This is a genomic window from Alteromonas sp. BMJM2 (assembly GCF_027257845.1).
GTDB lineage: Bacteria > Pseudomonadota > Gammaproteobacteria > Enterobacterales > Alteromonadaceae > Alteromonas.
Genome location: NZ_JAPVOT010000007.1, coordinates 135,747 through 162,504, shown reverse-complemented (window position 1 = coordinate 162,504; position 26,758 = coordinate 135,747). Strand labels below are relative to the sequence as shown.

20 protein-coding genes are annotated in these 26,758 nt (G+C 43.5%); 8 read left to right on the top strand and 12 right to left on the bottom strand.

Annotated elements, in window-relative coordinates; all coding sequences use genetic code 11:
- The first annotated feature begins 86 nt into the window (after positions 1-86).
- Entirely contained in the window at positions 87-1,325 is a 1,239-nt protein-coding gene (locus O9X84_RS09950; RefSeq protein WP_269519591.1) for an NADH:flavin oxidoreductase/NADH oxidase family protein, read from the top strand.
- Positions 1,326-1,381: 56 nt separating this feature from the next.
- Here the strand turns inward: O9X84_RS09950 and smpB are convergent, their stop codons facing one another.
- Positions 1,382-1,861: an SsrA-binding protein SmpB gene (gene smpB, locus O9X84_RS09945; protein ID WP_269519590.1), complete on the bottom strand. Its 480-nt coding sequence runs from the start codon at positions 1,859-1,861 to the stop codon at positions 1,382-1,384.
- Between the two features lie 194 nt (positions 1,862-2,055).
- Here smpB and O9X84_RS09940 point away from each other — a divergent pair, with 194 nt between their 5' ends.
- Together O9X84_RS09940 and O9X84_RS09935 are read left to right on the top strand one after the other, a co-directional pair.
- Positions 2,056-2,487, top strand: coding sequence for a type II toxin-antitoxin system RatA family toxin (locus tag O9X84_RS09940; RefSeq protein WP_269519589.1), 432 nt, complete (start codon positions 2,056-2,058; stop codon positions 2,485-2,487).
- The gene (locus O9X84_RS09935) at positions 2,484-2,828 is read left to right on the top strand and encodes an RnfH family protein (RefSeq protein WP_269519588.1); all 345 of its coding nucleotides are present in this window, start codon (positions 2,484-2,486) and stop codon (positions 2,826-2,828) included. The genes O9X84_RS09940 and O9X84_RS09935 overlap by 4 nt, the downstream gene beginning before the upstream one ends.
- Before the next feature lie 5 nt (positions 2,829-2,833).
- On the opposite strand, the gene O9X84_RS09930 is transcribed toward O9X84_RS09935, so the two are convergent.
- The gene (locus O9X84_RS09930; RefSeq protein WP_269519587.1) at positions 2,834-3,313 is read right to left on the bottom strand and encodes a MarR family winged helix-turn-helix transcriptional regulator; all 480 of its coding nucleotides are present in this window, start codon (positions 3,311-3,313) and stop codon (positions 2,834-2,836) included.
- A 28-nt stretch (positions 3,314-3,341) separates the two neighbouring features.
- Complete coding sequence (locus O9X84_RS09925) at positions 3,342-5,306, bottom strand: BCCT family transporter (RefSeq protein ID WP_269519586.1); 1,965 nt, start codon at positions 5,304-5,306, stop codon at positions 3,342-3,344.
- Between the two features lie 325 nt (positions 5,307-5,631).
- Between O9X84_RS09925 and O9X84_RS09920 the strand changes: the two genes are divergently transcribed.
- Positions 5,632-8,322 (top strand): TonB-dependent receptor, encoded by a 2,691-nt coding sequence (locus tag O9X84_RS09920; RefSeq protein WP_269519584.1) that lies wholly within the window; start codon positions 5,632-5,634, stop codon positions 8,320-8,322.
- A gap of 96 nt (positions 8,323-8,418) precedes the next feature.
- Positions 8,419-10,431: a tetratricopeptide repeat-containing sulfotransferase family protein gene (locus O9X84_RS09915; protein WP_269519583.1), complete on the top strand. Its 2,013-nt coding sequence runs from the start codon at positions 8,419-8,421 to the stop codon at positions 10,429-10,431.
- 248 nt (positions 10,432-10,679) lie between these two features.
- Here O9X84_RS09915 and ppsR read toward each other — a convergent pair whose 3' ends face one another.
- Complete coding sequence (gene ppsR, locus O9X84_RS09910) at positions 10,680-11,492, bottom strand: posphoenolpyruvate synthetase regulatory kinase/phosphorylase PpsR (protein ID WP_269519582.1); 813 nt, start codon at positions 11,490-11,492, stop codon at positions 10,680-10,682.
- A 263-nt stretch (positions 11,493-11,755) separates the two neighbouring features.
- On the opposite strand from ppsR, the gene ppsA reads away from it, so the two are divergent.
- The gene (gene ppsA, locus O9X84_RS09905) at positions 11,756-14,131 is read left to right on the top strand and encodes a phosphoenolpyruvate synthase (RefSeq protein ID WP_269519579.1); all 2,376 of its coding nucleotides are present in this window, start codon (positions 11,756-11,758) and stop codon (positions 14,129-14,131) included.
- Positions 14,132-14,238: 107 nt separating this feature from the next.
- Here ppsA and O9X84_RS09900 read toward each other — a convergent pair whose 3' ends face one another.
- The 7 genes from O9X84_RS09900 to O9X84_RS09870 all read right to left on the bottom strand — a co-directional run bounded on the left by O9X84_RS09900 (position 14,239) and on the right by O9X84_RS09870 (position 20,492).
- The gene (locus tag O9X84_RS09900; RefSeq protein ID WP_032096531.1) at positions 14,239-14,457 is read right to left on the bottom strand and encodes a PGPGW domain-containing protein; all 219 of its coding nucleotides are present in this window, start codon (positions 14,455-14,457) and stop codon (positions 14,239-14,241) included.
- Positions 14,458-14,725: 268 nt separating this feature from the next.
- Entirely contained in the window at positions 14,726-15,184 is a 459-nt protein-coding gene (locus tag O9X84_RS09895) for a GNAT family N-acetyltransferase (RefSeq protein ID WP_269519576.1), read from the bottom strand.
- Positions 15,185-15,205: 21 nt separating this feature from the next.
- A complete protein-coding gene (locus O9X84_RS09890) occupies positions 15,206-16,318 on the bottom strand; it encodes a JmjC domain-containing protein (protein WP_269519575.1) in 1,113 nt (370 codons plus the stop codon).
- 106 nt (positions 16,319-16,424) lie between these two features.
- Positions 16,425-17,792 (bottom strand): adenylosuccinate lyase, encoded by a 1,368-nt coding sequence (purB, locus tag O9X84_RS09885; protein ID WP_269519574.1) that lies wholly within the window; start codon positions 17,790-17,792, stop codon positions 16,425-16,427.
- Positions 17,793-17,836: 44 nt separating this feature from the next.
- The gene (gene hflD / locus O9X84_RS09880) at positions 17,837-18,463 is read right to left on the bottom strand and encodes a high frequency lysogenization protein HflD (protein ID WP_269519573.1); all 627 of its coding nucleotides are present in this window, start codon (positions 18,461-18,463) and stop codon (positions 17,837-17,839) included.
- Entirely contained in the window at positions 18,463-19,572 is a 1,110-nt protein-coding gene (mnmA, locus tag O9X84_RS09875) for a tRNA 2-thiouridine(34) synthase MnmA (RefSeq protein WP_269519654.1), read from the bottom strand. Before mnmA ends, hflD begins: the two co-directional genes overlap by 1 nt.
- Before the next feature lie 371 nt (positions 19,573-19,943).
- Positions 19,944-20,492 (bottom strand): pseudouridine synthase, encoded by a 549-nt coding sequence (locus tag O9X84_RS09870; RefSeq protein ID WP_269519572.1) that lies wholly within the window; start codon positions 20,490-20,492, stop codon positions 19,944-19,946.
- A 609-nt stretch (positions 20,493-21,101) separates the two neighbouring features.
- Here O9X84_RS09870 and O9X84_RS09865 point away from each other — a divergent pair.
- Positions 21,102-23,321 (top strand): NADP-dependent isocitrate dehydrogenase, encoded by a 2,220-nt coding sequence (locus O9X84_RS09865; RefSeq protein WP_269519571.1) that lies wholly within the window; start codon positions 21,102-21,104, stop codon positions 23,319-23,321.
- Between the two features lie 364 nt (positions 23,322-23,685).
- Positions 23,686-24,513 (top strand): polyphosphate kinase 2 family protein, encoded by an 828-nt coding sequence (locus O9X84_RS09860; RefSeq protein WP_269519653.1) that lies wholly within the window; start codon positions 23,686-23,688, stop codon positions 24,511-24,513.
- A 187-nt stretch (positions 24,514-24,700) separates the two neighbouring features.
- On the opposite strand, the gene O9X84_RS09855 is transcribed toward O9X84_RS09860, so the two are convergent.
- Positions 24,701-26,716 carry a winged helix-turn-helix domain-containing protein gene (locus O9X84_RS09855; RefSeq protein WP_269519570.1) on the bottom strand — a complete coding sequence of 672 codons (2,016 nt, stop codon included), beginning with the start codon at positions 26,714-26,716 and terminating at the stop codon, positions 24,701-24,703.
- Positions 26,717-26,758: the final 42 nt, after the last annotated feature.

Below are 26,758 nucleotides of genomic sequence, written 5' to 3'. Positions count from 1 at the left end.
GTTTCTTTTATAAATTGCTTTCAAAAGATGCATTTATAATCAATTACCTTTAAGATACCAGCCACTCAAATCTAGCTGTGTTGTGCATGTCTTCAAACTCTATTCTATATTCACCCTATACATTGCCCTGTGGTATTACGGTAAGAAATCGCTTAGTTAAAGCGGCAATGGAAGAAAATATGTCAAGCAAGGGCTGTGTTCCTGGCGAATCTCTTTACTCCCTCTATCGCTATTGGGCTCATGGTGACTTAGGTATGGTTATCACCGGAAATGTCATGGTAGATAAAGAGGCCATGACAGGGCCAGGTGGCGTGGTGCTAGAAAAAGACACAGATCTTGCACCCTTTCAAAAATGGGCAAAAATTATAAAGTCCAACGGCGCGCTTGCCGTAATGCAAATAAACCATCCTGGTCGCCAAGTATTTAAAGCTATGCAGGGTAAAGCGATAGCGCCTTCTGCGGTACCGCTAAATATGGGTAAGCACTCTAAATTGTTTGCCGAACCACGAGAAATGACCTGCCAAGACATTCACGATGTGTGTCAGCGTTTTGTTCAAACAGCCAAACAAGCCGAAAAAGCCGGGTTCGATGGCGTGGAAGTTCACGCCGCTCATGGCTACTTGCTCACCCAGTTTCTCTCACCGCTAACCAATCAACGTCAAGACGAGTGGGGCGGTTCTATTATTAATAGAGCACGGCTACTGATTAATATTGTCAGTCAAATACGTGCGGTGTGTGCAAAAGATTTCATCGTTATGGTGAAGTTGAATTCAGCCGATTTTCAAAAAAATGGGTTTTCCTTCGACGATGCCTGTGAAGTGGTAAATCGATTAGAGGCGCTGGGTGTCGATGTTGTCGAACTTTCAGGGGGGAGCTATGAAGCGCCCGCTATGCAGGGGCAGACTAAAGACAATACCACTCTTGCCCGAGAAGCTTACTTTTTAGAGTTTGCCCACACGTTAGAGAGTAAGACGGATATACCGTTAATGACAACCGGTGGAATTAAACGTGCCGAAATCGCTGAGCGAGTAGTGCAAGAAGGGTGTGAGCTTGTTGGTTTAGCGAGTGCACTTGCCATTACGCCGAATTTGGCGAAAAAATGGCAACAGGAATGGACGTATTCCGGCATTATCCCGCACTGCACATGGAAAGATAAATCTTTGGCGAGTCTTGCGAACATGGCCATTGTAAGAAGACAGCTTCGTCGCCTCGGCAACAACCTAACTACGTTACGAAGTCCATCTCCGCTGTTGAGTTTAATTTTAGACTTGCTGCACCGCAAGAAAATGACTAAGCGGGATGTGGCTTTTAGAACGTCTCAGTAAAATTGAAACCGAGTAGACAGCCTAACTAGGCACTCTTAGAAGGGAAGTGCACAGCGTTATACGCTGTGCTTCATCATTCTTTCTTTTTGGCGCTGCCAGTCTTTGTCTTTCAGCGTATCTCGCTTGTCGTGTGCGTGCTTACCTTTCGCTAGGTGAATTTCTAGCTTAACCCAGCACTTCTTCCAATACATAGACGTGGCTACGATAGAGTAACCTTGTCTATCACGGGCTCCCATCAAACGGTCAATCTCTCGTTTATTGAGCAGGAGTTTACGTGCCCGTTCAGGAGCAGCAATAACGTGGGTCGATGCCTGAGTCAGCGGGCTTATTCTGCACCCAACAAGGTATGCTTCTGCGTTTTGGATAATAATATACGCATCGGTAATGTTTACTTTACCAGCCCGAATACTCTTGATTTCCCAGCCTTGAAGCTCTAAACCAGCTTCAAACTTGTCTTCTAAGAAATAATCATGACGCGCTTTCTTGTTCTGCGCGATGTTTCCGGTGGTATTTTTGTTTGCTTTATTCTTTTTCATAAGCGCTATTATACTGATAGTGTGAATAAATGTCTTTAAATGTGTCTGACAAATTTAGGCGTGAATGGTTTTATATTCACTGGTAAGTATCAACTGCTGACAGATTATTCACGCACAAATGTGGTTTCAGATCTAAAAAGATAAAAAATAACTGTGATATAATTTTGCGATTAGAAATTGTATTAGTGAAGTAGATGCCAAGTATTCATAGAAGTGCGCTTGTAGCTCATAGTGCAGAGGCCATGTTTAACTTAGTGAATGACGTTGAGTCCTATCCAAAGTTTTTACCAGGGTGTGCAGACAGTAAAATTCTGAACAATACAGAACAAGCGATGAGCGCATCGTTGTTAGTCTCAAAAGCAGGCATTAAGCAGTGGTTTACCACCGAAAACGTATTGTATCCAAGTGAGCGAATTGAAATGCAGCTTGTCGATGGCCCCTTTCGGTCTCTATCCGGCGGTTGGACGTTTTCAGCGCTATCTGATGAAGCGTGTAAAATAGAACTTAACTTGCACTTTGAGTTTGCCAACAAGCTCGCTGAAATGGCCTTTGGAAAGGTGTTTAATAGTTTGGCGTCGAGCATGGTGACCGCGTTTACTGAAAGAGCAAAGAGTGTATACGCATGAGTAGCGAGCTAATTACCGTTGAGGTAGCTTATGCGCTGCCTACGAAGCAGTCTCTGGTTAGCATTGCCATCGATAAAAACGCGACCGTGGAAGAAGCTATACAGGCCTCTAACCTTCTTCACGAGTATCCAGATATTGATTTGTCAAAAACTAAAGTAGGTGTGTGGAGTCGCGTAGTTCGGCTTAAAGACACACTTATCGATGGCGACAGAATAGAGATTTATCGCGGACTAATTGCCGATCCTAAAGAAATAAGAAAACGTCGAGCGGAGAAAGCGAAAGAAGAGGGTAGAGCCGACAAAGTGACTGGCGGCAAGGTCAACCCTCTCAAAGCGAAGTAAACGTACTACACAGATTTATCGGAAATGCTTCCTAGCTCCAAAAATGGAGAAGCGTCGATATTTTCTGCATCCATCATGGTGGCTATGCGTTGCATTGTTGCCACCATCTGACTTTGTTCCCATTCTTTAAGCTGAGAAAAACGCTCAACAAAATGTTCTTGCAAAGGGCGAGGTGCGTCTTTCACTGCTACTTTACCGCGGTCGGTAAGAAACACGCCTACCTTTCGTTTGTCTTGTGTACTTCTAATACGTGTGGCTAGATCGCGAGACTCAAGCCGATCCAAAATATTAGTGATTGTTGCAGGACTTAAATTAATGTTTTCTGCAATTTCGCGAACCATTATGCCTGGTTGCTCTTCAATATTTTGCATAACGAGCAATTGAGGGCCAGTAAGGCCCACATGTTTGCTGAGCTGTTTGCTGCGCAAATCTACGGCGCGGATAACACGCCGTAATGCAACTAGCAATTCTTCTTCTTTTCGCATATTTTTTCCAACAAATGCGTAACGTGTGTTACTTAAGCAAATGAATAAAGTGCTGGTGCTTGTGATAATGATCTATCACATCATTGATTACCGATAACTTCGACCAACCCATGATGTCGTAGTTTTGACCACCTTCACTCAGGTGAACTTCGGCGCGATAATACGTCTTTTGTAGCCCTTCGTCCATCTGCTCAGTTGGCGCGAACTCAGGTTGATCGGTTGGGGTAGGGTAGACCGCGTAAATAAAGTCGGGATCTGCTCCCATCGTTACGGTAAGAATAAAGGCTTCATCAGTTTCTTCAACGTTCACTTCAAAGTTCTGCTCTTCAAATTCTTTACCTACTTCATTCATCGCGGGTAACGCCACTTTTCTCATAAAGCGAAGCACCGCTTCTTCATCAGGAAACGATACGATGTTCTCTAAACGCCCTTTCCAATTTTTGTCAGCATCGCTATGCTGTGGTGTACCCGCAAGTACTTGTAAGCTCTCGCGTTTGTAGCCTTCCACGCGCAGCGCTTTTAGTAAGCCAAACATTGCGATAAGTAATACAATAGCAAACGGCAAGGCTGCCGCTATGGTCATGGTTTGCAATGCACCAAGTCCTCCTGCGTAAAGCAGTACAGCACTCACCACACCGACACCTACGGCCCAATAAATTCGTTGCCATACAGGTGTGTCGTCGCGACCGTGTGAACACAGCATATCAACAACCATGGCACCAGAGTCGCATGAGGTCACGAAGAAAACGATAACCATGAGTACTGCGATAAAGCTAAGTACGCTTGAATATGGGAATTGCTCTAAAAATACAAATAGTGCTACGGCGGTATCTTCGTTCACCATATTGGCAAGCACATCTTGCCCCTGCACAAGAACTTGATCAATGGCGCTGTTTCCAAAAACGGTCATCCAAAATAGCGTAAATACCGATGGGATGAGCAGCACGCCCAGTATAAATTCTCTGATTGTTCTACCGTAAGAAATGCGAGCGATGAATAGGCCAACAAACGGTGCCCAAGCTAACCACCAACCCCAGTAGAAAATTGTCCATCCACCAATCCAGTCGGTTTTGTCGTAGGCGAATAGGTTAAAAGTGTTTCTTACAATATCAGCTAGGTAAGCGCCGGTATTCTGCATAAAAGCCTGCAGCAAGAAAACTGTCGGGCCTAAAATTAGCACGATCAGTAACAGTGCTATGGCCAATACCATGTTTGTTTCAGACAGTCTTCTTATGCCCTTGTCTAGCCCAGTGGTTACCGAAATGACGGCAAGACCGACCACAAAGGCCATAATAAGGATCTGTACGCCAGTACCAGATGGCATGCCGAACAAATAATTGAAACCAGCGTTAACCTGAGAAGCCCCGAGACCCAAAGAAGTAGCGATACCAAAAACCGTAGAAGTAACTGCAAAGATATCGACAACATGTCCAGGCCACCCATAAATTCTTTCACCAATAAGTGGGTAAAGCGCAGAACGAAGGGTTAGCGGCAAGTTTTGTCTGTAAGAGAAATAGCCCAATATGAGCGCGACAATCGCATAGATGGCCCACGCATGGATACCCCAGTGGAAAAAGGTGGTTTTCATTGCTTCTCTTACCGCATCTATGGTACCCGCTTCAGCTGTTGGGGGGGCTAAAAAGTGCATTAGCGGCTCAGAGACGCCAAAGAACATGAGCCCAATACCCATTCCAGCAGCAAACAACATGCTTAACCATGTTGGAAAGCTAAATTCAGGTGATGCATGGTCTGGCCCAAGCTTTATCTCACCGTAGCGAGACATGCCGAGATAAACGACAAACAGCACCACAAAAGCAACAGCAAGAACATAAAACCAGCTACCGTTAGTAACAATAGCGCTTTGAACAGTTTTAAATAGAGAATCGGCGACCGTTGGCATTAAGGCGGCGAAGCACAGAAGGCAAATGATGATGGCAGATGATGTGTAAAACACCGGCTTATTTAAAGGTGACTTGTTTTCATTTTCTATCACGCAGAGAAAATCCTTCCACTTTTTGTTCGATTAAAACTATTAACACTAAATATACCGCAATTGATGGTTTTTATAAACATGAGATTAAATCATTAGCTTTGAAGGTAATAAAATGAAGAATTTTAAAAAAGTGCTTAATTGAGTTTAGTTTTGGCCTGTTTTGTTAGTCATTAGTTTATATTTAAAGTGTTTTTACATGAAACTTAATCGTTAGAGTAGAAATTATTTCCTGTTTGTGGGTTAATAATACTGATCTTATTGATACGTGTTTCAAGTAAACAGTGTCCGAAGAATAAAAACCATTTTCAAAGGGAAAACACACATTATGCGTAAAACTCAGCTTAGCTGTGCGATCGTCGCTGCATTGGCAACAACATCTATAGCCGCGCAGGAGTCGAAAGCACCCGCGAAACTCGAGACTATTGAAGTCACCGCAACTAAACGTACTGAATCTATTCAAGACGTACCTGTTGCTGTTCAAGCTCTTAACGGAAAAGCCTTAGAAAACCTTGGCATCGACAACTTCCAAGAGTACGTCGAGTTCCTACCTAACGTTGTTTTCCAAGGAACGGGACCTGGCCAAAACGAGATTTACATCCGCGGCGCCGCAACAACACAATCAAATATCATGCTGTCTTCAGTACAAGCATTACAGCCATCGGTAGCTTTTTATCTAGATGAAATGCCAGTTTCGATGGCCGGTCGTAACCTTGACGTTTACGCCACTGACGTACAGCGTGTTGAAGTGCTACCTGGGCCACAAGGCACACTTTTTGGCGCAAGCTCGCAGGCAGGTACTATTCGATTGATTACCAATAAACCAGACCACACAGGTTTTGGCGCTGGTTTCGACACCAATATCGGCTTTACTAAAGACGGCGAGATGAGCAACTCAGTTCAGGCCTTCTTTAACATGGCACTTACTGACGATTTAGCCGTTCGCGTAGCAGCATACAACGACCAACAAGGTGGTTGGATTGACAACGTAAGAAACGTGCCTGGTGAGGGTGGTTACATAGGAAGCGCGGTTGTTGTTGATCGCATTTCGGGTGGTGTTCTTGCCGACCCAGTGGCGATGGATGCTAGCCGCATTAATAATCCTAACGTATCTTCAAGTTCTGAAGCGTCGGTGGTCTCACCTCAGAATGACGCGCTTGTTGAAGAAGATTTCAATGATGCGGTCTACTCTGGTGCCCGCTTTGGATTGTCGTATCACATTAACGACGATTGGGATTTGCTAGTACAGCATACTCAGCAAACGCTAGACACAGAAGGCGTATTTTCTTACGACCCAACGCTAGATGGCGAAACATCTGCTATTCGTTTTCAACCAGACGAAAACAGAGATGAGTTTGGCCTTACAACGTGGACCGTTGAAGGTCGTATGGACAAGCTAGATGTTGTTTATACCGGTGGTTATTTAGACCGTGAAATCGACACATTAGCAGACTATACGGGCTACACTAACGGCGGTTTATTCTCCGCGTATTATCTGTGTAATCACTACGATACGCCAGATAACGCTGCAGATGAGCGTTGTTTAGATCCGACTAAATACTATCAAGAAGACACTTCTTCTACACGTAATACTCACGAACTTCGCTTTAATACCACCATGGATACACCGTGGCGCGTAACTGCTGGTTTGTTCTACGACGAACAAGAAGTAGCGACCGTTGGTCAGTTCAAAATTGCTAACACAGAACTTTTTGATAACCTTCAGCGCACTCTAGTGGGTAATGAGGGTATTAATAGCGACGGCGGACCATTCCCCGCTGAAGTAAGCTTTGTTAACGACATTACTCATACGATTGAACAGATAGCGGTATTTGGGCAATTTGAGTACGATCTAACCGAGAAGTTAACTGCAAGTATTGGTGCGCGTTGGTATCAAATTGATGATATTTACGTAGGTTCAACATCTACTGTAGACGTAACGCGCCGAATTCGTGCCTTTGGCACTCTGGATGCCGACGAATTAGCAGCAGTAGGCTTAGACCCTGTTGCGGTTAATGCAGCCATTCAAAGCGGTCAGTTAGAAACTGATCTTCTTGACAGCAATGGTGTGCTAACGGTTGACGATACCATCTTTAAGTTTTCACTAGATTATAAAGTGAATGAAGACGTATTGGTGTTTGCTAACTACTCTGAAGGTTTCCGTCCTCCGGTTACAAACCGTGTTGGCGGTGGTTTGTCGACGAACCAAGAAGGCAAGTTCAATAACTTCCGTATCCCAGTTTATTCAACGACGGATACTCTGGATAACTACGAACTTGGTTTAAAAGGCGATTTCTTTGATGGTCTGTTCCGTGTTAACGCCACTGCGTATTACTCTGAAATTACCGACCTGCAAACGTCTCGTTACGACCCCACAAATATCTCATTCCTAGTATTTACTGATAACGTTGGTGATGCTGAGATAAAAGGGTTAGATGCTGATTTAACATGGCTTGCCACTGATGACTTAGTGATTAACGCGGCGTTTAGCTTACTAGACACAGAATTGACAAGCGTTAATTCTGAGCTTGTGGGCATTGCAGCAGGTGTTGGTTCACAACTACCTTACTCTGCAGAATTTTCTGGCAACATTAACGCCCGTTATTTCTTTGAACTAGAAGGCGACAAGCGCGGCTACGTTAACGGCTCTGTAAGCTACACTGGCGACCGGTATGCTGGCATGGTAATGGATGCCTTTGTAATGGAAGATGCCACTCAAAATATTTACGGCACAGGTTCTGGTCTTAAAATTGAGCAGGAAGCCGCTGTATATGAAGGCGTTACCTACGCAGATTCAAATGGTGAAACCTTCCGTGGCGGTCGTTATGTTCAAGAGTCATACTTCCTTGCTAACCTAGCAGTAGGTGTTACTAATGACGTGTGGAAAGCTGAACTTTACATCGATAATGTATTTGATGAGCGAGCGGTGTTAAACATCGATACGCAACAGTTTACGCCAAAAGTAGTCACAAACAGACCTCGCACGATCGGAATGCGTTTCTCTTACGACTACTATTAAGTTATTGTTTGAGACATTGGCTAAGCCATAGGTAAAAAATTAAGACGGCAAACTTTCGGGTTTGCCGTTTTTTCTATTTTTAGGCATGCTGTATAAATGAATACAAAAGAACAACAAACACTTCTTACTATTAAGAAAACCTTAATGCAGTCTCACTTTCAATCGGTGATTACGCAATGCAGTGAATTGCTCGCTGCACAGCCTCAGTCTAACGGGGCAGAAGCTGGTCTAATTGAAGCTGGCGAAACTGCCCTCAGTAGTGATGCACAGCGTGAAGCGCTGTATTTACAAGCGGTAGCCTACAGGCTGTCAGGTAACACCCAAAATGCTATTTCCACTCTTGATAAGGTTATAGCCATATTTCCAGATTACGGAAGAGCGTTTCAAGAACTGGGTTACTGTTATGCGAATATTGATAGTAAAAAGTCTGCACACAGCTTTTATCAGGCCACTCGATTTAATCCTGCATTACTTGCATCGTGGCAACAGCTCGAAAAAGTGTATAAACGAGACCAACAGAAGCAAGCCCTGGCATTATGTCAGCAGCAAATTCAATTTTTAACCTCACTGCCAAAGCCGCTCTTAGGTGCAACAGATTTAATGCACGAAGGCCAATTGCACAAGGCGGAACAGGTCTGCAGACAGTTTCTTACTAATAACAAGCATCACCCCGAAGCCATGATGCTGCTTGCTGAATTAGGCATTCAATTGAAGGTTTATAGCGACGCTGAATTTTTATTAGAAAGCTGCGTTGAAATGTATCCCGAAAATGACAGAGCCGCTGCGGCTTTTCAAAGTCTGTTATCTAAATTAGGAAAATTTCCTGAAGCAGCGGCGCTGGCTAAAAAGCGCTTGGCGCTATCACCGGATAATTTTACCGTGCAAGTCTCACTAGCTCATGCTCTGGTAGGCATTGGTTCCTTAGATGAAGCAATTCACATATACCAAGAACTGTTATCAGCCAAGGACGATCGCCCTGCGTTGTGGGTTGCTCTGGGTCACGCTTTTAAAGCGCAAGGCAAGATGGAGCAAGCGGTTAGCGCTTATCAAAAATCAATTGCCTATGCCGCTGATTTTGGAGACGCCTACTGGAGCTTAGCCAATACTAAAACCTACCGTTTTGATGATAAAACAATGGATGAAATGGTAGAGCAGGAGTCGTTGGCGTCGACAAAATTAGATGACAAAATTCATCTTTGTTTTGCATTAGGTAAAGGGTTTGAAGATAGGAAGGACGCTAAAACTGCGTTTCACTATTACAGCCTAGGTAATGCGCTTAAAAAACGAACCTTACAGTTTGATATTAGGAGAACTGAAGCAGCGTTAGCAGCACAGCAAAAAGCCTTTAATGCAGAAAGCTTTGATAAAGCCAAAGGTTGTCAGGCGCCAGACCCTATTTTTATTGTCGGTCTGCCGCGCGCTGGCTCAACCTTACTAGAGCAAATATTGGCTTCTCATTCTATGGTAGATGGCACTATGGAGCTGCATGACGTATTGGGAATTGCATCTTCACTGAGCAACAAAAAAACGCCTTATCCGTTTAATGTAAATGAATTAGACGATGAAGCGTGTAAGGCACTGGGTCAGCGATACATTGATCAAACTCAAGCTTATCGCCAGGGTGCACCATTTTTTATTGATAAAATGCCAAATAACTTTATTCATATTGGTCTTATCAAGAAAATACTTCCCAACGCAAAAATTATTGATGCTCGCAGGGCTCCCATGGATTGTTGCTTCAGCGGCTTTAAGCAATTGTTTGGGGAAGGGCAAGAGTTCAGCTACGGACAAGACGATATTGGCCGATACTATGTCGCTTATGAGGCGCTAATGACTCATTGGAAATCTGTACTTCCCGGTGAAATATTAACTGTGCAGCATGAAGATGTGCTTGATGATTTAGAAGGGCAGGTAAAGCGCATACTCGCGTTTTGCGACCTTCCGTTTGAAGAAAGTTGCCTCTCATTTTACAAAACACAACGGGTCATCAAAACGCCAAGCTCAGAGCAAGTTCGCCAGCCTATTTATAAAACAGGCATGGAACAATGGAAACCTTTTGAGGAATATTTGGCAGAGCTCAAACATGCGTTAACTCGATTGCCGTCTTAATGTTGCTTAGTGCAAGAAGGCTTAGCTTTGATTAAAAGATTGAATTAAAGGGCTTGAATCTACAAATAAGAACTTAGCGTAAAGGGCTAGCTTTAACTTAAATGTTCTTTGATGTTTGGACATAAAAAGACCCCCAGTAATTGGATAGTCCAACTATTGGGGTCACTTCACTAGGCTGCTTTTTCTTTATGGCTTATATTGACTGAAAACGGTAATTTCACAGCCTGTTCTTATGCGCACTGGTATTACTAATATTTTCTTCGCTTAAGTCCGGTTTCGGCTAAGATCTTTGCTGATATTTCTTCGATGGAATATTTAGTGCTGTTTAAAAAAGGAATTTTTTCTTTGCGGTACAAGTTTTCCACTTCTCTTAATTCCATCCGGCATTGCTGCATCGACGCATATTTACTGTTTGCACGGCGCTCAGAGCGTATTTGATGCAAACGTTCTGGCTGAATAGTTAAACCAAACAGTTTGTTTTTATAACGTCTTAATGCTGGAGGTAGCTTAAGCATGTCTCCCATGTCTTCTTCAGTAAACGGATAATTAGCGGCTTTTATTCCAAATTGAAGCGCTAAATATAGACTAGTTGGCGTTTTTCCTGAACGAGATACGCCAGTAAGAATAATATCCGCCTCGTCATAGTCTTTTAAGTTTGAGCCATCATCATTGGCTAACGCGTAATTCACGGCCTCAATTCTGATATCGTAGGTGGTTTCGTGAATACTGTGGGTGCGATGTTTTTCTGGTTTTGACGGTACGCCAAGCACTTTTTCCAAAGGAGCAACAAATTGATCGAGGAAATTGTAATTAATACCAACGGATTTAGAGATAATTTTGCGAACATCTACATTCACAATTGTATAAAAAACGAGCGGGCGTTCTCCGGTATCTTGAAAACTTTCAGAAATTTGCTCAAGAACTTTTTGTGCGTGTTCCTCAGTTTCAACGAATGGGATGGTGTTGTGATTAAACTCAACGGGGAATAACGAGAGCAGAGCGTGACCAAACACCTCTGCTGTAATGGCTGTGCCATCTGAAATATAAAAAGCTGTTCTCACAACATATCCTTAACATTGTCGTAATTTAATTACAGAATTAATAAAGAGTTTACATTCTTAATAAGCCCATTCTATGATGATTTTGTCGAAAAGCCAGACGCTTATCGCGAATGATCACGATAGAGAAACGTTTTATCGTCATCGCGTAGTAAACATTGGCCATTAACCATTTCGACTAACGAATTGAATTTTTCAGGTAATAAATTCAATAAGACCTGAAATTAACCTCATACCCTACACAAAAAAAGCTGGAGGCTTGGGCTGTGCAAGATTACGTACTTTGGTATCAAGAACTGGGCATGCACGATGTGGGTCGCGTAGGCGGCAAAAATGCATCATTAGGCGAGATGATTTCAAACCTTTCAAACGCCGGTGTGCAGGTGCCAGGTGGCTTTGCAACAACCGCCGAAGCGTTTAATGCGTTTTTAGAACAAAGCGGGTTAGAAGCAAAAATACACGAAACGTTAGACGCGCTAGACGTTGACGATATTGGTGCACTTACCGAAGCAGGTAAGAATATCCGCCAGTGGATAATAGACACGCCTTTCCAACCACAACTTGAAGACGCCATTAAAGAGGCATTTGTCACTCTGCAGGGTGATGCAGGAGATGAGGCTTCTTTTGCCGTTCGTTCTTCAGCTACCGCAGAAGACATGCCAGATGCATCATTTGCTGGGCAACAAGAAACCTTTTTGAACGTGAAAGGCTACGACTCAGTGATGGTAGCCATTAAACACGTATTTGCTTCATTGTTTAATGACCGCGCTATTTCATATCGCGTGCACCAAGGTTACGACCATAAAGGTGTTGCGCTATCGGCAGGTATTCAGCGCATGGTGCGCAGTGATATCGCGTCTTCGGGCGTTATGTTCACCATCGATACTGAGTCAGGCTTTGAAGATGTTGTGTTCATCACTAGCTCGTTTGGTTTAGGCGAAATGGTGGTTCAGGGTGCGGTAAACCCTGACGAGTTTTATGTGCACAAGCCAACACTAGATAAAGGTTTACCGGCCATTGTTCGTCGTAACATTGGCAGCAAGCTTACTAAAATGATTTATTCTGATGATGAAGCTCACGGTAAGCAGGTTTCAATTGTGGATATTGAGCCAGTTCAGAGTAAAACTTTCTCGTTAACCGACGATGAAGTGATGGAGCTAGCTAAACAAGCTCAAATCATTGAAAAGCACTACAAGCGCCCTATGGATATTGAATGGGCCAAAGACGGTGTAGACGGCAAACTTTACATTGTACAGGCTCGTCCAGAAACTGTTCGCAGCCGTGAAGATTCTCAAAGTATCGAGCGTTTCCAGCTTAAAGGCCAAAGCAATATTGTGTGCGAAGGTCGCGCTATTGGCCATAAAATTGGTGCAGGCGTTGCGAAAGTTTTAGGCTCTATCGAAGAGATGGATAAGATCCAAGCGGGCGATGTGTTAGTTACAGACATGACAGACCCTGATTGGGAACCTATCATGAAAAAAGCATCAGCGATTGTGACCAACCGCGGTGGACGAACTTGTCACGCAGCAATCATTGCACGTGAGCTGGGTATTCCTGCCGTTGTGGGTTGTACCAACGCAACGGACAGCATTCAAAACGGCGATAGAATCACCGTGTCGTGCGCAGAGGGTGATACTGGTTACATCTATGGTGACGTGCTTGAGTTTGATGTTGTGACCTCACGCATCGATTCTATGCCAGACCTTCCTCTTAACGTAATGATGAACGTGGGCAATCCGGATCGCGCATTCGACTTTGCACGTCTTCCTCATGCAGGAGTAGGCCTTGCCCGTTTAGAATTTATCATCAACCGAATGATAGGCGTTCATCCTAAAGCCCTTCTTAACTTCGACAGCCAGCCTGAAGAGTTAAAAGAAGAAATTACCGATATGATAGCGGGCTACGAGTCGCCAACGGAATACTACATCGAGAAACTTGTTGAGGGTATCTCAACCATTGGTGCAGCATTTGCGCCTGAAAAAGTTATCGTTCGTATGTCTGACTTTAAGTCGAATGAATACTTCAACCTTGTTGGTGGTTATCAGTACGAGCCTGATGAAGAAAACCCAATGCTGGGATTCCGTGGTGCGAGCCGCTATATCTCAGAAGACTTCAGGGACTGTTTCGCTCTAGAGTGTGAAGCTATAAAGCGCGTTCGCAACAAGATGGACCTTACGAATGTGGAAATCATGATCCCATTTGTGAGAACCGTTGAAGAGGGACGTAAAGTTATTGAGCTTTTAGAAGAGCAAGGGCTTAAGAAGGGCGACAAAGGTCTGCGCATCATTATGATGTGTGAGTTACCGTCAAACGCACTGCTTGCTGATCAGTTCTTAGATATTTTTGACGGCTTCTCAATTGGCTCTAACGACCTGACCCAACTTACCTTGGGGCTTGACCGCGATAGTGGTCTTATTGCTCACTTGTTCGATGAACGTGATGATGCGGTAAAAGCACTATTATCTATGGCAATCAGAGCAGCCAAGAAGCGTGGCAAGTACGTGGGGATCTGTGGACAGGGTCCATCGGATCACGAAGACTTTGCAGCGTGGCTAGTGGCTGAGGGCATTGACTCTGTATCATTAAATCCTGATTCAGTAGTCGAAACGTGGTTGTACCTTGCTGAAAAGCACGGACAGTAAACGCCAAAAGTAAAACGAAAAAACCGCTCAATTGAGCGGTTTTTTTATGTTCATAGTACTTGTTCATAGCTCGGCTAGTTAACTGCTAACTAGCCTCATCTTCAGCGCTACTTTCTTAACCGACGCATTAACATTATGCGGTCTAATTTTCTCGCACTGGTTGTCATCGATTTTTGGCTAAACTTAAGCCATCCGCGAGCGCGGGGCCAATCGTAACTTAGCAGCATCAACCCCCCAAGTACAAGGAGAATAGAGCCAGGTAATAAGGTAAGGATAATACCGCTGATTAGCAGCAACCCACCAATGGTTAATCGCACTGTTTTCATTTTATCTATTCCACTGAATATGTCTCATTACAGAGATACTAACAATACTTTAGATACCCAAAGCATTTGGTCTTCTCTTACACATTTATTATCGATAATGCACTTAGGAGACGTAAAAGCCAACACGTTAAATGTAACTAAGTGTAGGCATCGTTGTTTTGAGCACTCTTCGCTAATCGACTTTAGTTTAAAAAGCGGTGTACTTCATAAAAAGGCTACCGGATTTATCCACATTAACAAATTGGGGGTAAAAGGAATTTGCGAGACGTCAGTGCAGTTGCGTAACGTCGGGGAGGGGGAACTGCTGTGCCTGACATTCAAGCCGCTGTCGAGGCACACCTGCATCCATAAATACTCTTCCGGTAGGTTTAAAGCCCAAAGATCGATGGTAGGCCACACTATCGAGGTTACACACCACGTTAATAGTGGGAAAAGATTGCTGTTTTGCGGCTTCAAGTAGCGCAGCGAAAAGGATTTTGTAAAGTGGAAGCGTTCGATAAGATCGCTTTACTGCAATACGCCCTAATTCACCGCCTCTGGTGAGCCTTGCGGTGGCAACAGCCTCGTTATCGCTGTCTAAAACGATAAAGTGTGTTGCCGTGCTATCTTGATCGTCAAATTCACTGGTTTGAGGGATGCGCCACTCAACGACAAACACACTTTCTCTGAGTGCTTGAATAATTGGCTTTCCGCATTCCCATTCGACGCTTCTTACCGTAAACGCCATGTTGACATTCCACCCTATTAACTATTCCCAATACCCATTGTTAATAAGTGTAGTTAATGTCTGTAAAAATGCAAAAGACGGCGTATCTTGGCTTGATGTTGCATCAAACGTGTTGCCTGAGGCTAGGATCTCATACCACTCAATATCGTTTTCGGCCACATCAAACCGACTGCCATTGACATATAGGGCAAGTGGTAATCCATTAGTGCCATCGCACAATAACGGTCTTATGCCAGGGGCAGGCTGAAAGCTTAAGCCGGTTGCTAAATCGTTAGATACTTGCTCAATAGTCACTTCTTGCTCTAACGGAAACTCCGGAATTCCTTGTTCACTCATTGCTTCTAATAATGAGTGTGTATAGTCTATGGAATGAATAGAATTTACTAATTGTTGTTTCAGTGCGCTCACATCGCTGGCAATTACCTTTGCAGGGTGGGATGTCGCAGAGCGAGACGGGTCGCTAAAACGCTTATTGGCCCTTCCCTTATCGAGCATCATCGCAAGGCTTTCTGCCAACTGTAGGTTATCAGGAGCTCGGTAACCGACCGAGTAGGTTAAGCTATCTTCAATTGTTTTACCATCATGGGGCCAACCTGGAGGTACATAAAGCACATCGCCGGGCATCATGGTTTCGTCGATGATAGGTGAAAAGTCCTCAATTTGACGTAGCTTTCCATGGGGATGTATTTCAGCATAATTACCAGGCTCGCCCACTCGCCACCGCCGAGAACCTTTTCCCTGCACTAAAAAGACGTCGTATTGGTCTATATGAGCACCAACGCCTGCACCTTCAGTCGCATAGCTAACCATAAGGTCGTCAAGGCGCCAGCTGGGTATAAATGAGAAAGGCGCGAGAATTGGCGCGACATCCCCAATGTATTTGTCTACACCTTGAACGAGTAATGTCCACTGTCCTTGGCACACTTTCTCAAAGTCTTCTATAGGCCCTTCTTCTACATGCCATTGCCCATTGTCATGACTGATTATTCTGCTGTCTACTTCGCTCTCTTGCGCTAAGCCCGCGAGGTCGTTCTCATCAATAGGGTCGGCAAAATTCTTAAAAAAACCTTTTAAAACAACAGGTTTTTGTTGCCAGTATTCACTGAGAAATGTCTCGATATCAAAATGTTGCATAGTATCTCGCTAAAAATTTTCGCTAAGAAAGGGAGGAAGAGAAAGAAAAAAGCGCGGTAAAATACCGCGCTTTGATAGGGTTAATACACCCTTGTGTTTACACTTATTACAGCTGGTCTACAAGCCTAATCGCATCGCCAATGTAATTAGCCGGTGTTAGCGCTTTTAACTCGACTTTGGCCGGCTCCGGCATATCAAGGTTGTCGATAAAGGCTGCAATAGCGTCGGCATCTACCTTCTTACCACGAGTTAACTCTTTCAATTTCTCGTAGGGCTTTTCTATACCGTAGCGACGCATCACGGTTTGAATTGGCTCAGCAAGAAGCTCCCAGTTGTTATTTAGCTCGTTTGTGAGGCTTTTTTCGTTTACCTCAAGCTTACTAATGCCTTTAAGCGTAGCTTGGTATGCAATTACTGCATAACCCACACCCACACCTAAATTACGCAAAACGGTTGAATCGGTAAGGTCACGTTGCCAGCGAGAAATAGGCAGTTTAGCGGACAGGTGGTCGAAAATAGCGTTGGCCAGACCCAGGTTGCCTTCCGAATTTTCAAAATCGATTGGATTCACTTTATGTGGCATGGTTGATGAACCAATTTCTCCAGCAACGGTTTTTTGCTTGAAATGACCTAGTGCAATATAACCCCATACGTCTCTATCAAAGTCGATTAGAATAGTATTAAAGCGCGCAATGGCATCAAACATCTCGGCAATGTAATCATGTGGTTCAATTTGCGTAGTGAAAGGGTTCCACGTTAGGCCTAACGAAGTCACAAATTTCTCTGATACACTGTGCCAATCTACGTCTTTGTAAGCTGACAAATGGGCATTGTAATTGCCCACAGCGCCATTTATTTTACCTAGCAACTCTACATTAGCGATTTGAGTGCGCTGGCGCTTAAGACGAATAGCTACATTCGCCATTTCCTTACCCATGGTAGTTGGAGAGGCGGGCTGGCCGTGAGTTCTCGCCATCATAGGGATTGATTGATACTTTTTCGCCAGTGTAATCAGCGCATCAATGAGCTTATCGCAGTAAGGAAGAATGACGTTCTCGCGAGCTTCTGTAAGCATGAGGCCGTGAGATAAGTTATTGATATCTTCTGATGTGCATGCGAAGTGAATAAATTCGTTAACTGCTGAGAGTTCAGCGTTATCTGCAACTTTCTCTTTTAAAAAATATTCAACCGCTTTTACGTCGTGGTTAGTGGTGCGCTCAATATCTTTGATACGAGTGGCGTCTTCAACACTGAAGTCAGCTACAATGCTGTCTAATAGTGCATTCGATGATTCAGAAAAAGCGGGAACTTCCTCAATATGTTCGTTGCTCGACAGCATTTGTAGCCAACGAACTTCTACTTCTACTCGGTACTTTAATAAGCCGTACTCGCTAAAAATACTGCGTAATTCTACGCTTTTGCCAGCATATCGACCATCGACAGGGGAAATTGCAGTTAACTGACTCAGTTCCACCTTGAGCTCCTCACTAGTTTATTAGTATGAGCGCCTTAACGGCACTAGTTGATTAATCTGAGCGCCTTTACGGCACTGCTTAAAATTTGTTTACGCTTGAACAAAATATTGCGTCTTCTACCGCCCATTTGTCGCCACATCACCGCAGCTCTTACACCTGAAAGTAACAAGGCACGTACCTTGTGTTGAACAGCGGGTTGGCTAAGGTAATCTGGATTGCCTGCAACCTGAATTTTTGGGGCTAACGGGCTGACAATATCGCTATATACACTTGCTAGCGATGTCACAATTTGAGGGTTTTGGAAGTCCACATGAGCAAGCTGTCGCTGAACGTGTGATATGCGGTCGCCGAGCTCGTGCATTGCCTTTGGCTTCTTGGCTAGCTTTCGTTCTAAACCGAGAATGCTAGCGATATACCGCGTAAGCTCTGTATCTTTAGTCGCTTGCTTGTCGGATATTTGTGATACTAACGTGGTATATCCTACTTGCAGATTGCTTAATTGACCAAACACATGCTGTGGGGTTTCTGGGTCAGTAACAAGGATGCTAGACAAGCTAGCCTCAATGGCATCATTATCCGCGGTACCTTTTCTTGCAAGCTGCTGAACTAGCGCTGCCGCTTGGCATACACCGGCAAGGGCTAAGTTATCTTCAATATCTGCATCTAACATTATCGGATATAGCTCTCAATAATACCGCCACCTAAACATACCTCGTCGAGGTAGAAGACAGCTGACTGACCTGGGGTAACGGCTTTTTGTGGTTCGTCGAACATCACTTCGATGGTGTCGTTGTCTTTTGGTGTGATGGTACAGGGGATATCTGCCTGACGATAGCGTGTTTTCACCATTGCCTTAAAGGGGGCGGTAACATTTTGACGATCAACCCAATGCAGCTGTTTCGCCACCAAGCCTTTTGAATACAGGCGAGGGTGGTCCGCACCTTGACCAACAATAAGCACATTTCTGGCAACGTCCTTATCGACGACATACCACGGGTCCTCCCCAAATTTTGCTAGGCCGCCAATATGAAGTCCCTTGCGCTGACCTAATGTGTGATACATCAAGCCTTCGTGTTTCCCTATCTCTTCGCCTTCAGCGGTTTCAATAATACCTGGTTGAGCGGGTAGATATTGCGCTAAAAAGTCTTTGAATTTACGCTCACCGATAAAGCAGATGCCCGTGGAGTCTTTTTTATCATGGGTGATGAGACCTTGTTCCTCTGCAATTTTTCTAACCAGTGGCTTCTCAATATCGCCCACTGGAAATAGTGTTTTGGCAACATGTTCTTCACCTAGGGTGTAAAGAAAGTAGCTTTGATCTTTATTGTTGTCTAAACCGCGCAGCATCTGCCATTTGCCGTTTAATTCGCGACGCCTTACGTAATGGCCTGTTGCGATGTAATCGGCACCTAAGTCTTCAGCTGCAAACTCTAGAAACGCTTTAAACTTAATTTCCTTGTTACACATAATGTCGGGATTAGGTGTTCTACCCGCTTTGTACTCTTCAAGAAAATATTCAAATACGTTATCCCAATACTCTGCGGCAAAGTTGATAGTGTGCAGCTCCATGCCAAGCTTGTCAGCGACTGCTTGGGCATCTTTTAAGTCTTCAGCAGCGGCGCAATATTCGTCGTTGTCATCTTCTTCCCAGTTTTTCATGAAAAGTCCTTCAACTTGATACCCCTGCTGTTGAAGTAGGTAAGCCGAAACGGATGAATCTACACCGCCGGACATACCGACGATAACTTTTTTGCTGGCGTTTGAATCTATGTCAGTCACTACGTCTTGCACACTCAATATTTAGGAAATTGCAGGAAAACCCAGGGTATTTACTGGGACAGTTCTTAAAAACGACCTTTCGACCGCTCTTTCAATGTCGATTGATAAATGAACGACAACTTGCTTGCGTATCAATTTTAGGTCGCGGATTTTACCAGAATTGAAGGGGTAATTCACACTAATATCTTGCCAATTCGGCATAGCTTATTCAGTAGGGTGTTTAAATCCAATTTCAATATACATCCCCACATTAGCTATTCACCTTTCGTAGTTACTTTCGCTATTTATATAAGGAGACATTGATTATTGTGTTTAATGCGCGTTGCTAAGAAAAAGCATTTGGTATAATCCATCTATCTTATCCATCTATCTCATCCATCTATGCTCACGTACTTGCCGCTTTGAATGCCGTCGATTGTCCAGTTTCCAACGCGGTAGCGGATAAGTCGCAGCGTGGGGTAGCCTACGTGAGCAGTCATCCGCCTAACCTGTCTGTTACGACCCTCAGAAATGGTTATTTCAAGCCAAGAGGTAGGAATAGATTGGCGAAATCTGACTGGTGGGTGTCTGTCCCACACGTTGGGCTCAGACATTAATTTAACTTTCGCAGGCTTGGTCATGCCATCTTTAAGCGCTACGCCTGCTTTAAGTGACTGAATAGCGGTACTATCTGGTATGCCTTCAACTTGAACCCAATATGTCTTACTGGTTTTAGCCTTGGGATGAGCAAGCTTGTGCTGTAATTTCCCATTGTTGGTAAGGACTAAAAGCCCTTCCGAATCTCTGTCTAGTCGACCTGCTGCGTAGACATCTGGTACATCTATGTAATCTTTTAACGTTTCTCGGCCGTCGGCATCAGTAAATTGAGAGAGCACCTGAAACGGTTTGTTGAAAAGAATAACTTTGGTATCTGACGGCATAGTAAACCTGTTTGTGGTGGAACGTAATTATGCATTTACTCGTTACGTGTAACTTAGTCACCAGCTGTAATTCTCTATTACTACAATGAGGTTCTTTTAGGTGTAAGAATTTGACAGCTGTTACACAAGTTTGGCTGTCGCACATAACGCTATCAAGCGGGCTATTGCTCACCTTGAATAACTTGCGATCGTAGCACGGTTTAAATTAAGGTGCCTACTTATACCCCTTTAATTGAGCTAAATGACCAATTAATTCGTTGATCTTTATCACTAAGACAATGGTATGACTTGTAACTCGAACTTTCGACCCTATACTAATGAGCGCAGTCAATATAATAGGCTGTGCATTCGTTTACCCGTTGTAAAATGACAGAGTGATATGTGATAGGCGTTTGTAGCAATACATCGCCATAAAAGCGCATTGTTAAAAGGATGTGCGGCGGGAAATGAAGACGAAAGAGTTAAATCGCTTTTACAAGCAAAAACGCATTGTGAAGCGGATGAGTAATTACGTATTGCAGTGACCGTGGGCGCTACTGTTGTAGCGGGTTGTTGCAACAAAATGGATTAAAAAACGGCAGCACTCTGCCGACTTAACAGAGGTATATAATGACCAAGTCTAAGATCATCTATACGAAGACGGATGAAGCGCCAATGTTGGCGACGTATTCGTTACTTCCAATTATCAAGAAATTTGCTGCTGCGGCAGGCATCGATGTTGAACTAACTGACATCTCATTAGCTGCTCGTGTGTTAGCAAACTTCCCAGAATATCTGAAAGAAGAACAGAAAGTACCGGATGCATTATCTGAACTTGGTAATTTGACTCAAGATCCTAATGTAAACATTATTAAGCTTCCTAATATCAGTGCCTCAATTCCGCAGCTTCGTGCAACCATTAAAGAGCTAAACGATAAAGGATTTAACGTACCTGCGTTCCCTGACTCTCCGAAGACTGATGAAGACAAAGAAATTCGCGAGCGTTATAGCAAAGTACTTGGTAGCGCGGTAAACCCAGTTTTGCGTGAAGGCAACTCCGATCGCAGAGCGCCAACAGCCGTGAAGAACTTTGCTCGCAAGCATCCGCATTCAATGGGCGAGTGGTCTCAAGCGTCTCGTTCACACGTGGCTCACATGCGCGGTGGAGATTTCTACTCAGCAGAAAAGTCGGTTACCGTTGAGAAAGACGGCTACGTGAGTATCGAATTTACGGGTAAAGATGGCAGTAAGAAAACCCTTAAACCACGCGTAGATTTGTTAGCCGGTGAAGTTATCGACGGCATGTTCATGAGTAAGAAAGCACTTTGTGAATTCTTTGAAGAGCAAATTGAAGATGCGAAAAACTCTGGCGTATTGTTCTCACTACACGTGAAAGCAACCATGATGAAAGTGTCGCATCCCATTGTATTCGGACACTGCGTAAAGGTTTTCTATAAAGACTTGTTTAACAAATACGGTGAGCTTTTCGAAGAGCTAGGCGTTAACCCTAACAATGGTTTAGGTAGCGTTTATGACAAGATAGCGACCTTACCTGAAAGTCAGCGTTCTGAAATTCAAAAAGATATTAATGCGTGTTACGCAGATAGACCACCAATGGCGATGGTTAATTCAGATAAAGGCATTTCAAACCTTCACGTACCAAGTGACGTTATTGTAGATGCTTCAATGCCTGCTATGATCCGTAACTCTGGTCAAATGTGGGGACCGGATGGAAAGGCACACGATACTAAAGCAGTAATTCCAGAAAGTACTTACGCGACTATTTATCAAGAAGCGATTAATTTCTGTAAAACACATGGTGCGTTCGATCCAACAACAATGGGTACAGTGCCAAACGTTGGCCTGATGGCGCAAAAAGCAGAAGAGTACGGTTCTCATGATAAAACATTTGAACTGGAAGCTGATGGTACTGTGTCTATCGTGGACCAAGACGGCAACGTACTAATTTCTCACGACGTCGAGGAAGGCGATATCTGGCGTATGTGTCAGGTGAAAGACGCACCTATTCAAGATTGGGTGAAGCTAGCGGTAACTCGTTCACGTCAATCAGGTATGCCTGCTGTATTTTGGCTAGATGATGAGCGTGCTCATGACTCTCAGCTAATTGAAAAAGTGAATACATATCTTAAAGATCATGATACGTCTGGCTTAGACATTCAAATAATGTCTCCAGTACGCGCTATTCGTTACAGTATGGAACGCGCAATTCGCGGGCTAGATACTATTTCGGTAACCGGTAACGTACTTCGTGATTACCTCACTGATTTGTTCCCAATTCTAGAGCTTGGTACCAGTGCTAAGATGCTATCCATTGTTCCATTGATGGCAGGTGGTGGCCTTTACGAGACAGGTGCAGGTGGTTCAGCACCGAAGCACGTTCAGCAGTTTGTTGAAGAAGGCCATTTACGCTGGGATTCACTAGGCGAATTCCTTGCGTTAGCCGTGTCTCTAGAAGATGTTGCTATTAAGCACAAAAACTCTAGAGCAAAAATTCTTGCACAAGCATTAGACAAGGCAACGGAAACACTGCTTAATAACGGTAAGTCACCACAGCGTAAAGCAGGGCAGCTTGATAACCGTGGTAGCCACGTTTACCTTGGTATGTACTGGGCACAAGAAGTGGCGAATCAAAGCGAAGATGCTGAGCTTGCTGCGCAGTTTAAGTCTGTTTATGACGAGCTTTCTGCAAAAATGGACGACATTATTGCAGAGATTGATGCTACACAGGGCAAAGCGCAAGAAATTGGTGGTTACTACTACCCAGACGAAGACAAGGTTTACGCTGCAATGTCTCCTAGTGAGACGCTTAAAGCAATTATCGGCGCTTAAGAGCCTGAGCTCAGTTGATAGGGCGCTATTAGCGCTCAGTTAACACGTAATTAGCGCGCAAATAGCGAATAAGTACCGCGCTAGTTAGTGTACATACCAAAAACCCAGAAGTGCTGCTTCTGGGTTTTTTATTGTCTTTATTCCGCCCTAAAGCCTCTTTCTGCTATGGTTGATGTAAAAACAGGCGCCTATTTTTAACTGCCGACATATTGCGTCTGCTTTAGTTAATGTGTCAAAGCTGCAGCTTGTAGGCGGTAACTCAAACCAATAGGCCGCAGCTTAAGTGAATAAGGCGTAATGCGAAGGGAGTTTCATCATGAGCGAAAAAGAACAAAGTTCGGTGATGTTGAGCGAAAAGTCTGAAATGCAAAAGCAGGAAAACGCGAACATACTCACTCTTCAGCATGAGTTTCCTGCGTCCCGCTATACAGACAAAGAGACTTACAAAGCAGAAGAAAAAGCGTTGCAAGAACAGCTTTTTCATATTCAACAAGCCTATTTTCATCAAAATCGACGAGCTCTCATCGTTTTTGAAGGCTGGGACGCATCGGGGAAAGGCGGTGCGATAAGGCGAGTTACCGAAAAACTCGATCCCCGCGGCGTGCGAGTAATACCCGTGGCTAAGCCTGATGAAATAGACCAGGCAAAACATTTTCTTTATCGTTTTTGGCATCATGTTCCAGCCCCTGGGAATATGACTATATTCGACCGTTCCCACTATGGAAGAGTATTAGTTGAACGCGTTGATCAATTGGCCAGTGATGCACAATGGCAGCGTGGGTACCGAGAAATTAACGAGTTTGAAGAAACACTTCATAATAGTGGCGTTCGTATTGTAAAACTGTTTATGCATATCTCAGCTGCAGAGCAGCGAAAACGCTTTGAAGAAAGACTCCGCAATCCTTACAAACGCTGGAAGCTCACTGCAGAAGACTTACATAACAGTAAGCAAAGAAACCACTATATTAATGCAATTAATGACATGTTTAACAAAACAAACACGCCATTCGCACCGTGGAAAATTATTGATGGTGAGCATAAGTGGCAGGCAAGGGTAGACGTATTGCGGGCAATTGTTGAAAGGTTAAGCCTTGAAGTAAATATAATGCCTCCACCTATTGATGAAGCCTTGTTAGAAATGGCGACAAAAGAACTCAATATTACCGATGAGTTTTCTAGTGATTGTTTTTAGTTTCTGTTTTTTGCAAAACTGATGACTAAGCGCGAATTGCGGAACAAAAAATCATGCTGAACTAGCCACAATTCCTTTGGTAGGTTATCGCTTAAGAGTTTCGAGTGCCAGCAGCCTAGGCCGACCGTTGAGGAAAATGTTACCGTTACCAATAATAATCGAGTGTTAGGTATTCGCCATTTAAGACTTATCGTAACTCAAGCTTGATGATATCGCTTTGCGCCAATAAGGACTCAACAACGGCGAGCTTCTCCTGATCTGCCGAGATATCAAAGTGGGCTTTAAAACGGTTTTTAGCCAGCTCAACTTTATTTAGCGAAGCGTCATCAATCGATAATTTAAATAGCATATTCGTATTTTCTTCCCTATCGGTATAGTAGATATTATTCCCCACTAATTTAAACCGATTAGGCTGACTTGACGGCAATATTCCTATTTCTTTGACCTCATTATTTTGTTGTCGCCATAAATGATAGTCTTTATCGATAAGTAAACGATCATTTAATCCAATATTTAGTAAACCAACATAACCACTCATTAAAAGTGTAGACGTATTATCGAGCAGTGAATACTGATAGAGCATCGCTTCATTTTTCTCTAATTTTGCATAAACAAAATGGTTCTCATCAAGCCAGTGTGGCGGATAGGTGATGTCGGTTTGTTTACTCAGGTAGCTGAACACGCCTCTATTTATATCGTAGATGAACAAACTTGAGTCCACCAAACCTACAAAATATGTATCGTCACGGTTAAGCGCCAAACTCTGTATTTCAACAACATTTTTAAAATTTAGCACTGTTGCTAGAGCACCATTCCCATCAATATATTCAATTCGACTGGTTTGGCCATACTGACTAAAAAAATAAATTTTGTTATCGGTATTCGCATACACCGGAAAGGAATTTGCGCCGCTCAGTTCAAAATATCCAAAAGAGCCTATACTTTTTTCAGAGAAGGGGTTCGGTTGCTCTGCAATATCTAAATAGTTTCCATTGTGCTGACGCATGTAATAACAGTTTTGTCCGCATTGATAGAAAAGGTGGTTAACAAAGTCGGCTTTGGGCGTAATGTCTTCGATCTCTCGGTTACTCAGGGTGACTCGTAGCAATGTGCCATCAAAATTTCCTAAGGTAATACTGCTATCGTCGTTGCTCCAAACCAGTCGATGCATTTTGTTGGGTAATTGATTAGCGTATAATATTTCACCAGTGCTTAAATGCAGTACTAATAATTCATGCTTATTGAGGGATAGGCTTCGCAGTATGGCGAGTTGGGTACCGTCAAACGACTCTTTAACGAAGTAGTCACCTTGGCCGTGGACGCTAGGCGACGTTATTTGTTCTGTCGTGTTCCTAATAATATCGAAAAACCATATTCCTTGTGGGCGAGAAGGACTTGTTTTGTCAGTTAAGTAAAGCCCCATTTTCTTAGATGACCAGCCCAGCAAATAATGAGTAGATAGAATATCGTTATCTAGTTTGTTTGAATTGATCATGCCTTTGAGTGTATCGAACTCACTAATATAGTGATTCATTGATGTAGTGGTACTGCGAATATAAGCAAAACGATCGCCATTGGGAGACCAAATCGGGTTGCCATAATTCGCCTCATCCCATGTCAGGCGCGTTACCTTACCGCTATCCATTTCCTTTACATACAATTGTAAAAAGTCATCTTTGTTTGCGCGGTGTGAAAAAATTAAGCGTTTGTTGATAGGATCGTAATTTGGTAGTAATTCAGACCCCGCGATATCGGTTAGCTTGGTTATATGTGGTTTATTGTTTGTAGGACCAACAATGCCCGACTGCCAAATACATAGCACGAGTAAACACAAAAAAAATATAGTACCTAGTAGTTTAGTTTTCATCGAAACAAGCGATGAGGTTTTAGACGTTACAAGCTCTATCTCACCGATAAACTCATAGCCTTTCATGGGTAGTGTTTTGATGAATTTTGGTGATTTGGCATCGTCTTTTAGAATGTCACGTAATTTCTTGATACTGGAACGAAGAGCGTCATCTGTGACTACCCTGTCAGACCACAACACTAGCATTAAGTCATCGCGAGACAAGACTTTACCTTTATTTTGTAAAAAATAACGCAAAAGTTGCGCAACTTGTGGTTCAACTTTTACCGGTGCTTGTCTATAAAAAAGGTCACAAGTGCTCTCGTTAAAATGAAATTCACCAAATTCGTACAGCATATGCTCATATTTCGCTTTATATATTTACCAATCAAATTCAGT

What these genes read in the sequence shown, in the direction of transcription:
- O9X84_RS09950 (WP_269519591.1), top strand. Translation starts at nt 87, where the DNA reads ATGTCTTCAAACTCTATTCTATATTCACCCTATACATTGCCCTGTGGT.
- smpB (WP_269519590.1), bottom strand. Translation starts at nt 1,861, where the DNA reads ATGAAAAAGAATAAAGCAAACAAAAATACCACCGGAAACATCGCGCAG.
- O9X84_RS09940 (WP_269519589.1), top strand. Translation starts at nt 2,056, where the DNA reads ATGCCAAGTATTCATAGAAGTGCGCTTGTAGCTCATAGTGCAGAGGCC.
- O9X84_RS09935 (WP_269519588.1), top strand. Translation starts at nt 2,484, where the DNA reads ATGAGTAGCGAGCTAATTACCGTTGAGGTAGCTTATGCGCTGCCTACG.
- O9X84_RS09930 (WP_269519587.1), bottom strand. Translation starts at nt 3,313, where the DNA reads ATGCGAAAAGAAGAAGAATTGCTAGTTGCATTACGGCGTGTTATCCGC.
- O9X84_RS09920 (WP_269519584.1), top strand. Translation starts at nt 5,632, where the DNA reads ATGCGTAAAACTCAGCTTAGCTGTGCGATCGTCGCTGCATTGGCAACA.
- O9X84_RS09915 (WP_269519583.1), top strand. Translation starts at nt 8,419, where the DNA reads ATGAATACAAAAGAACAACAAACACTTCTTACTATTAAGAAAACCTTA.
- O9X84_RS09900 (WP_032096531.1), bottom strand. Translation starts at nt 14,457, where the DNA reads ATGAAAACAGTGCGATTAACCATTGGTGGGTTGCTGCTAATCAGCGGT.
- O9X84_RS09895 (WP_269519576.1), bottom strand. Translation starts at nt 15,184, where the DNA reads ATGGCGTTTACGGTAAGAAGCGTCGAATGGGAATGCGGAAAGCCAATT.
- O9X84_RS09890 (WP_269519575.1), bottom strand. Translation starts at nt 16,318, where the DNA reads ATGCAACATTTTGATATCGAGACATTTCTCAGTGAATACTGGCAACAA.
- hflD (WP_269519573.1), bottom strand. Translation starts at nt 18,463, where the DNA reads ATGTTAGATGCAGATATTGAAGATAACTTAGCCCTTGCCGGTGTATGC.
- O9X84_RS09870 (WP_269519572.1), bottom strand. Translation starts at nt 20,492, where the DNA reads ATGCCGTCAGATACCAAAGTTATTCTTTTCAACAAACCGTTTCAGGTG.
- O9X84_RS09865 (WP_269519571.1), top strand. Translation starts at nt 21,102, where the DNA reads ATGACCAAGTCTAAGATCATCTATACGAAGACGGATGAAGCGCCAATG.
- O9X84_RS09860 (WP_269519653.1), top strand. Translation starts at nt 23,686, where the DNA reads ATGCAAAAGCAGGAAAACGCGAACATACTCACTCTTCAGCATGAGTTT.
- O9X84_RS09855 (WP_269519570.1), bottom strand. Translation starts at nt 26,716, where the DNA reads ATGCTGTACGAATTTGGTGAATTTCATTTTAACGAGAGCACTTGTGAC.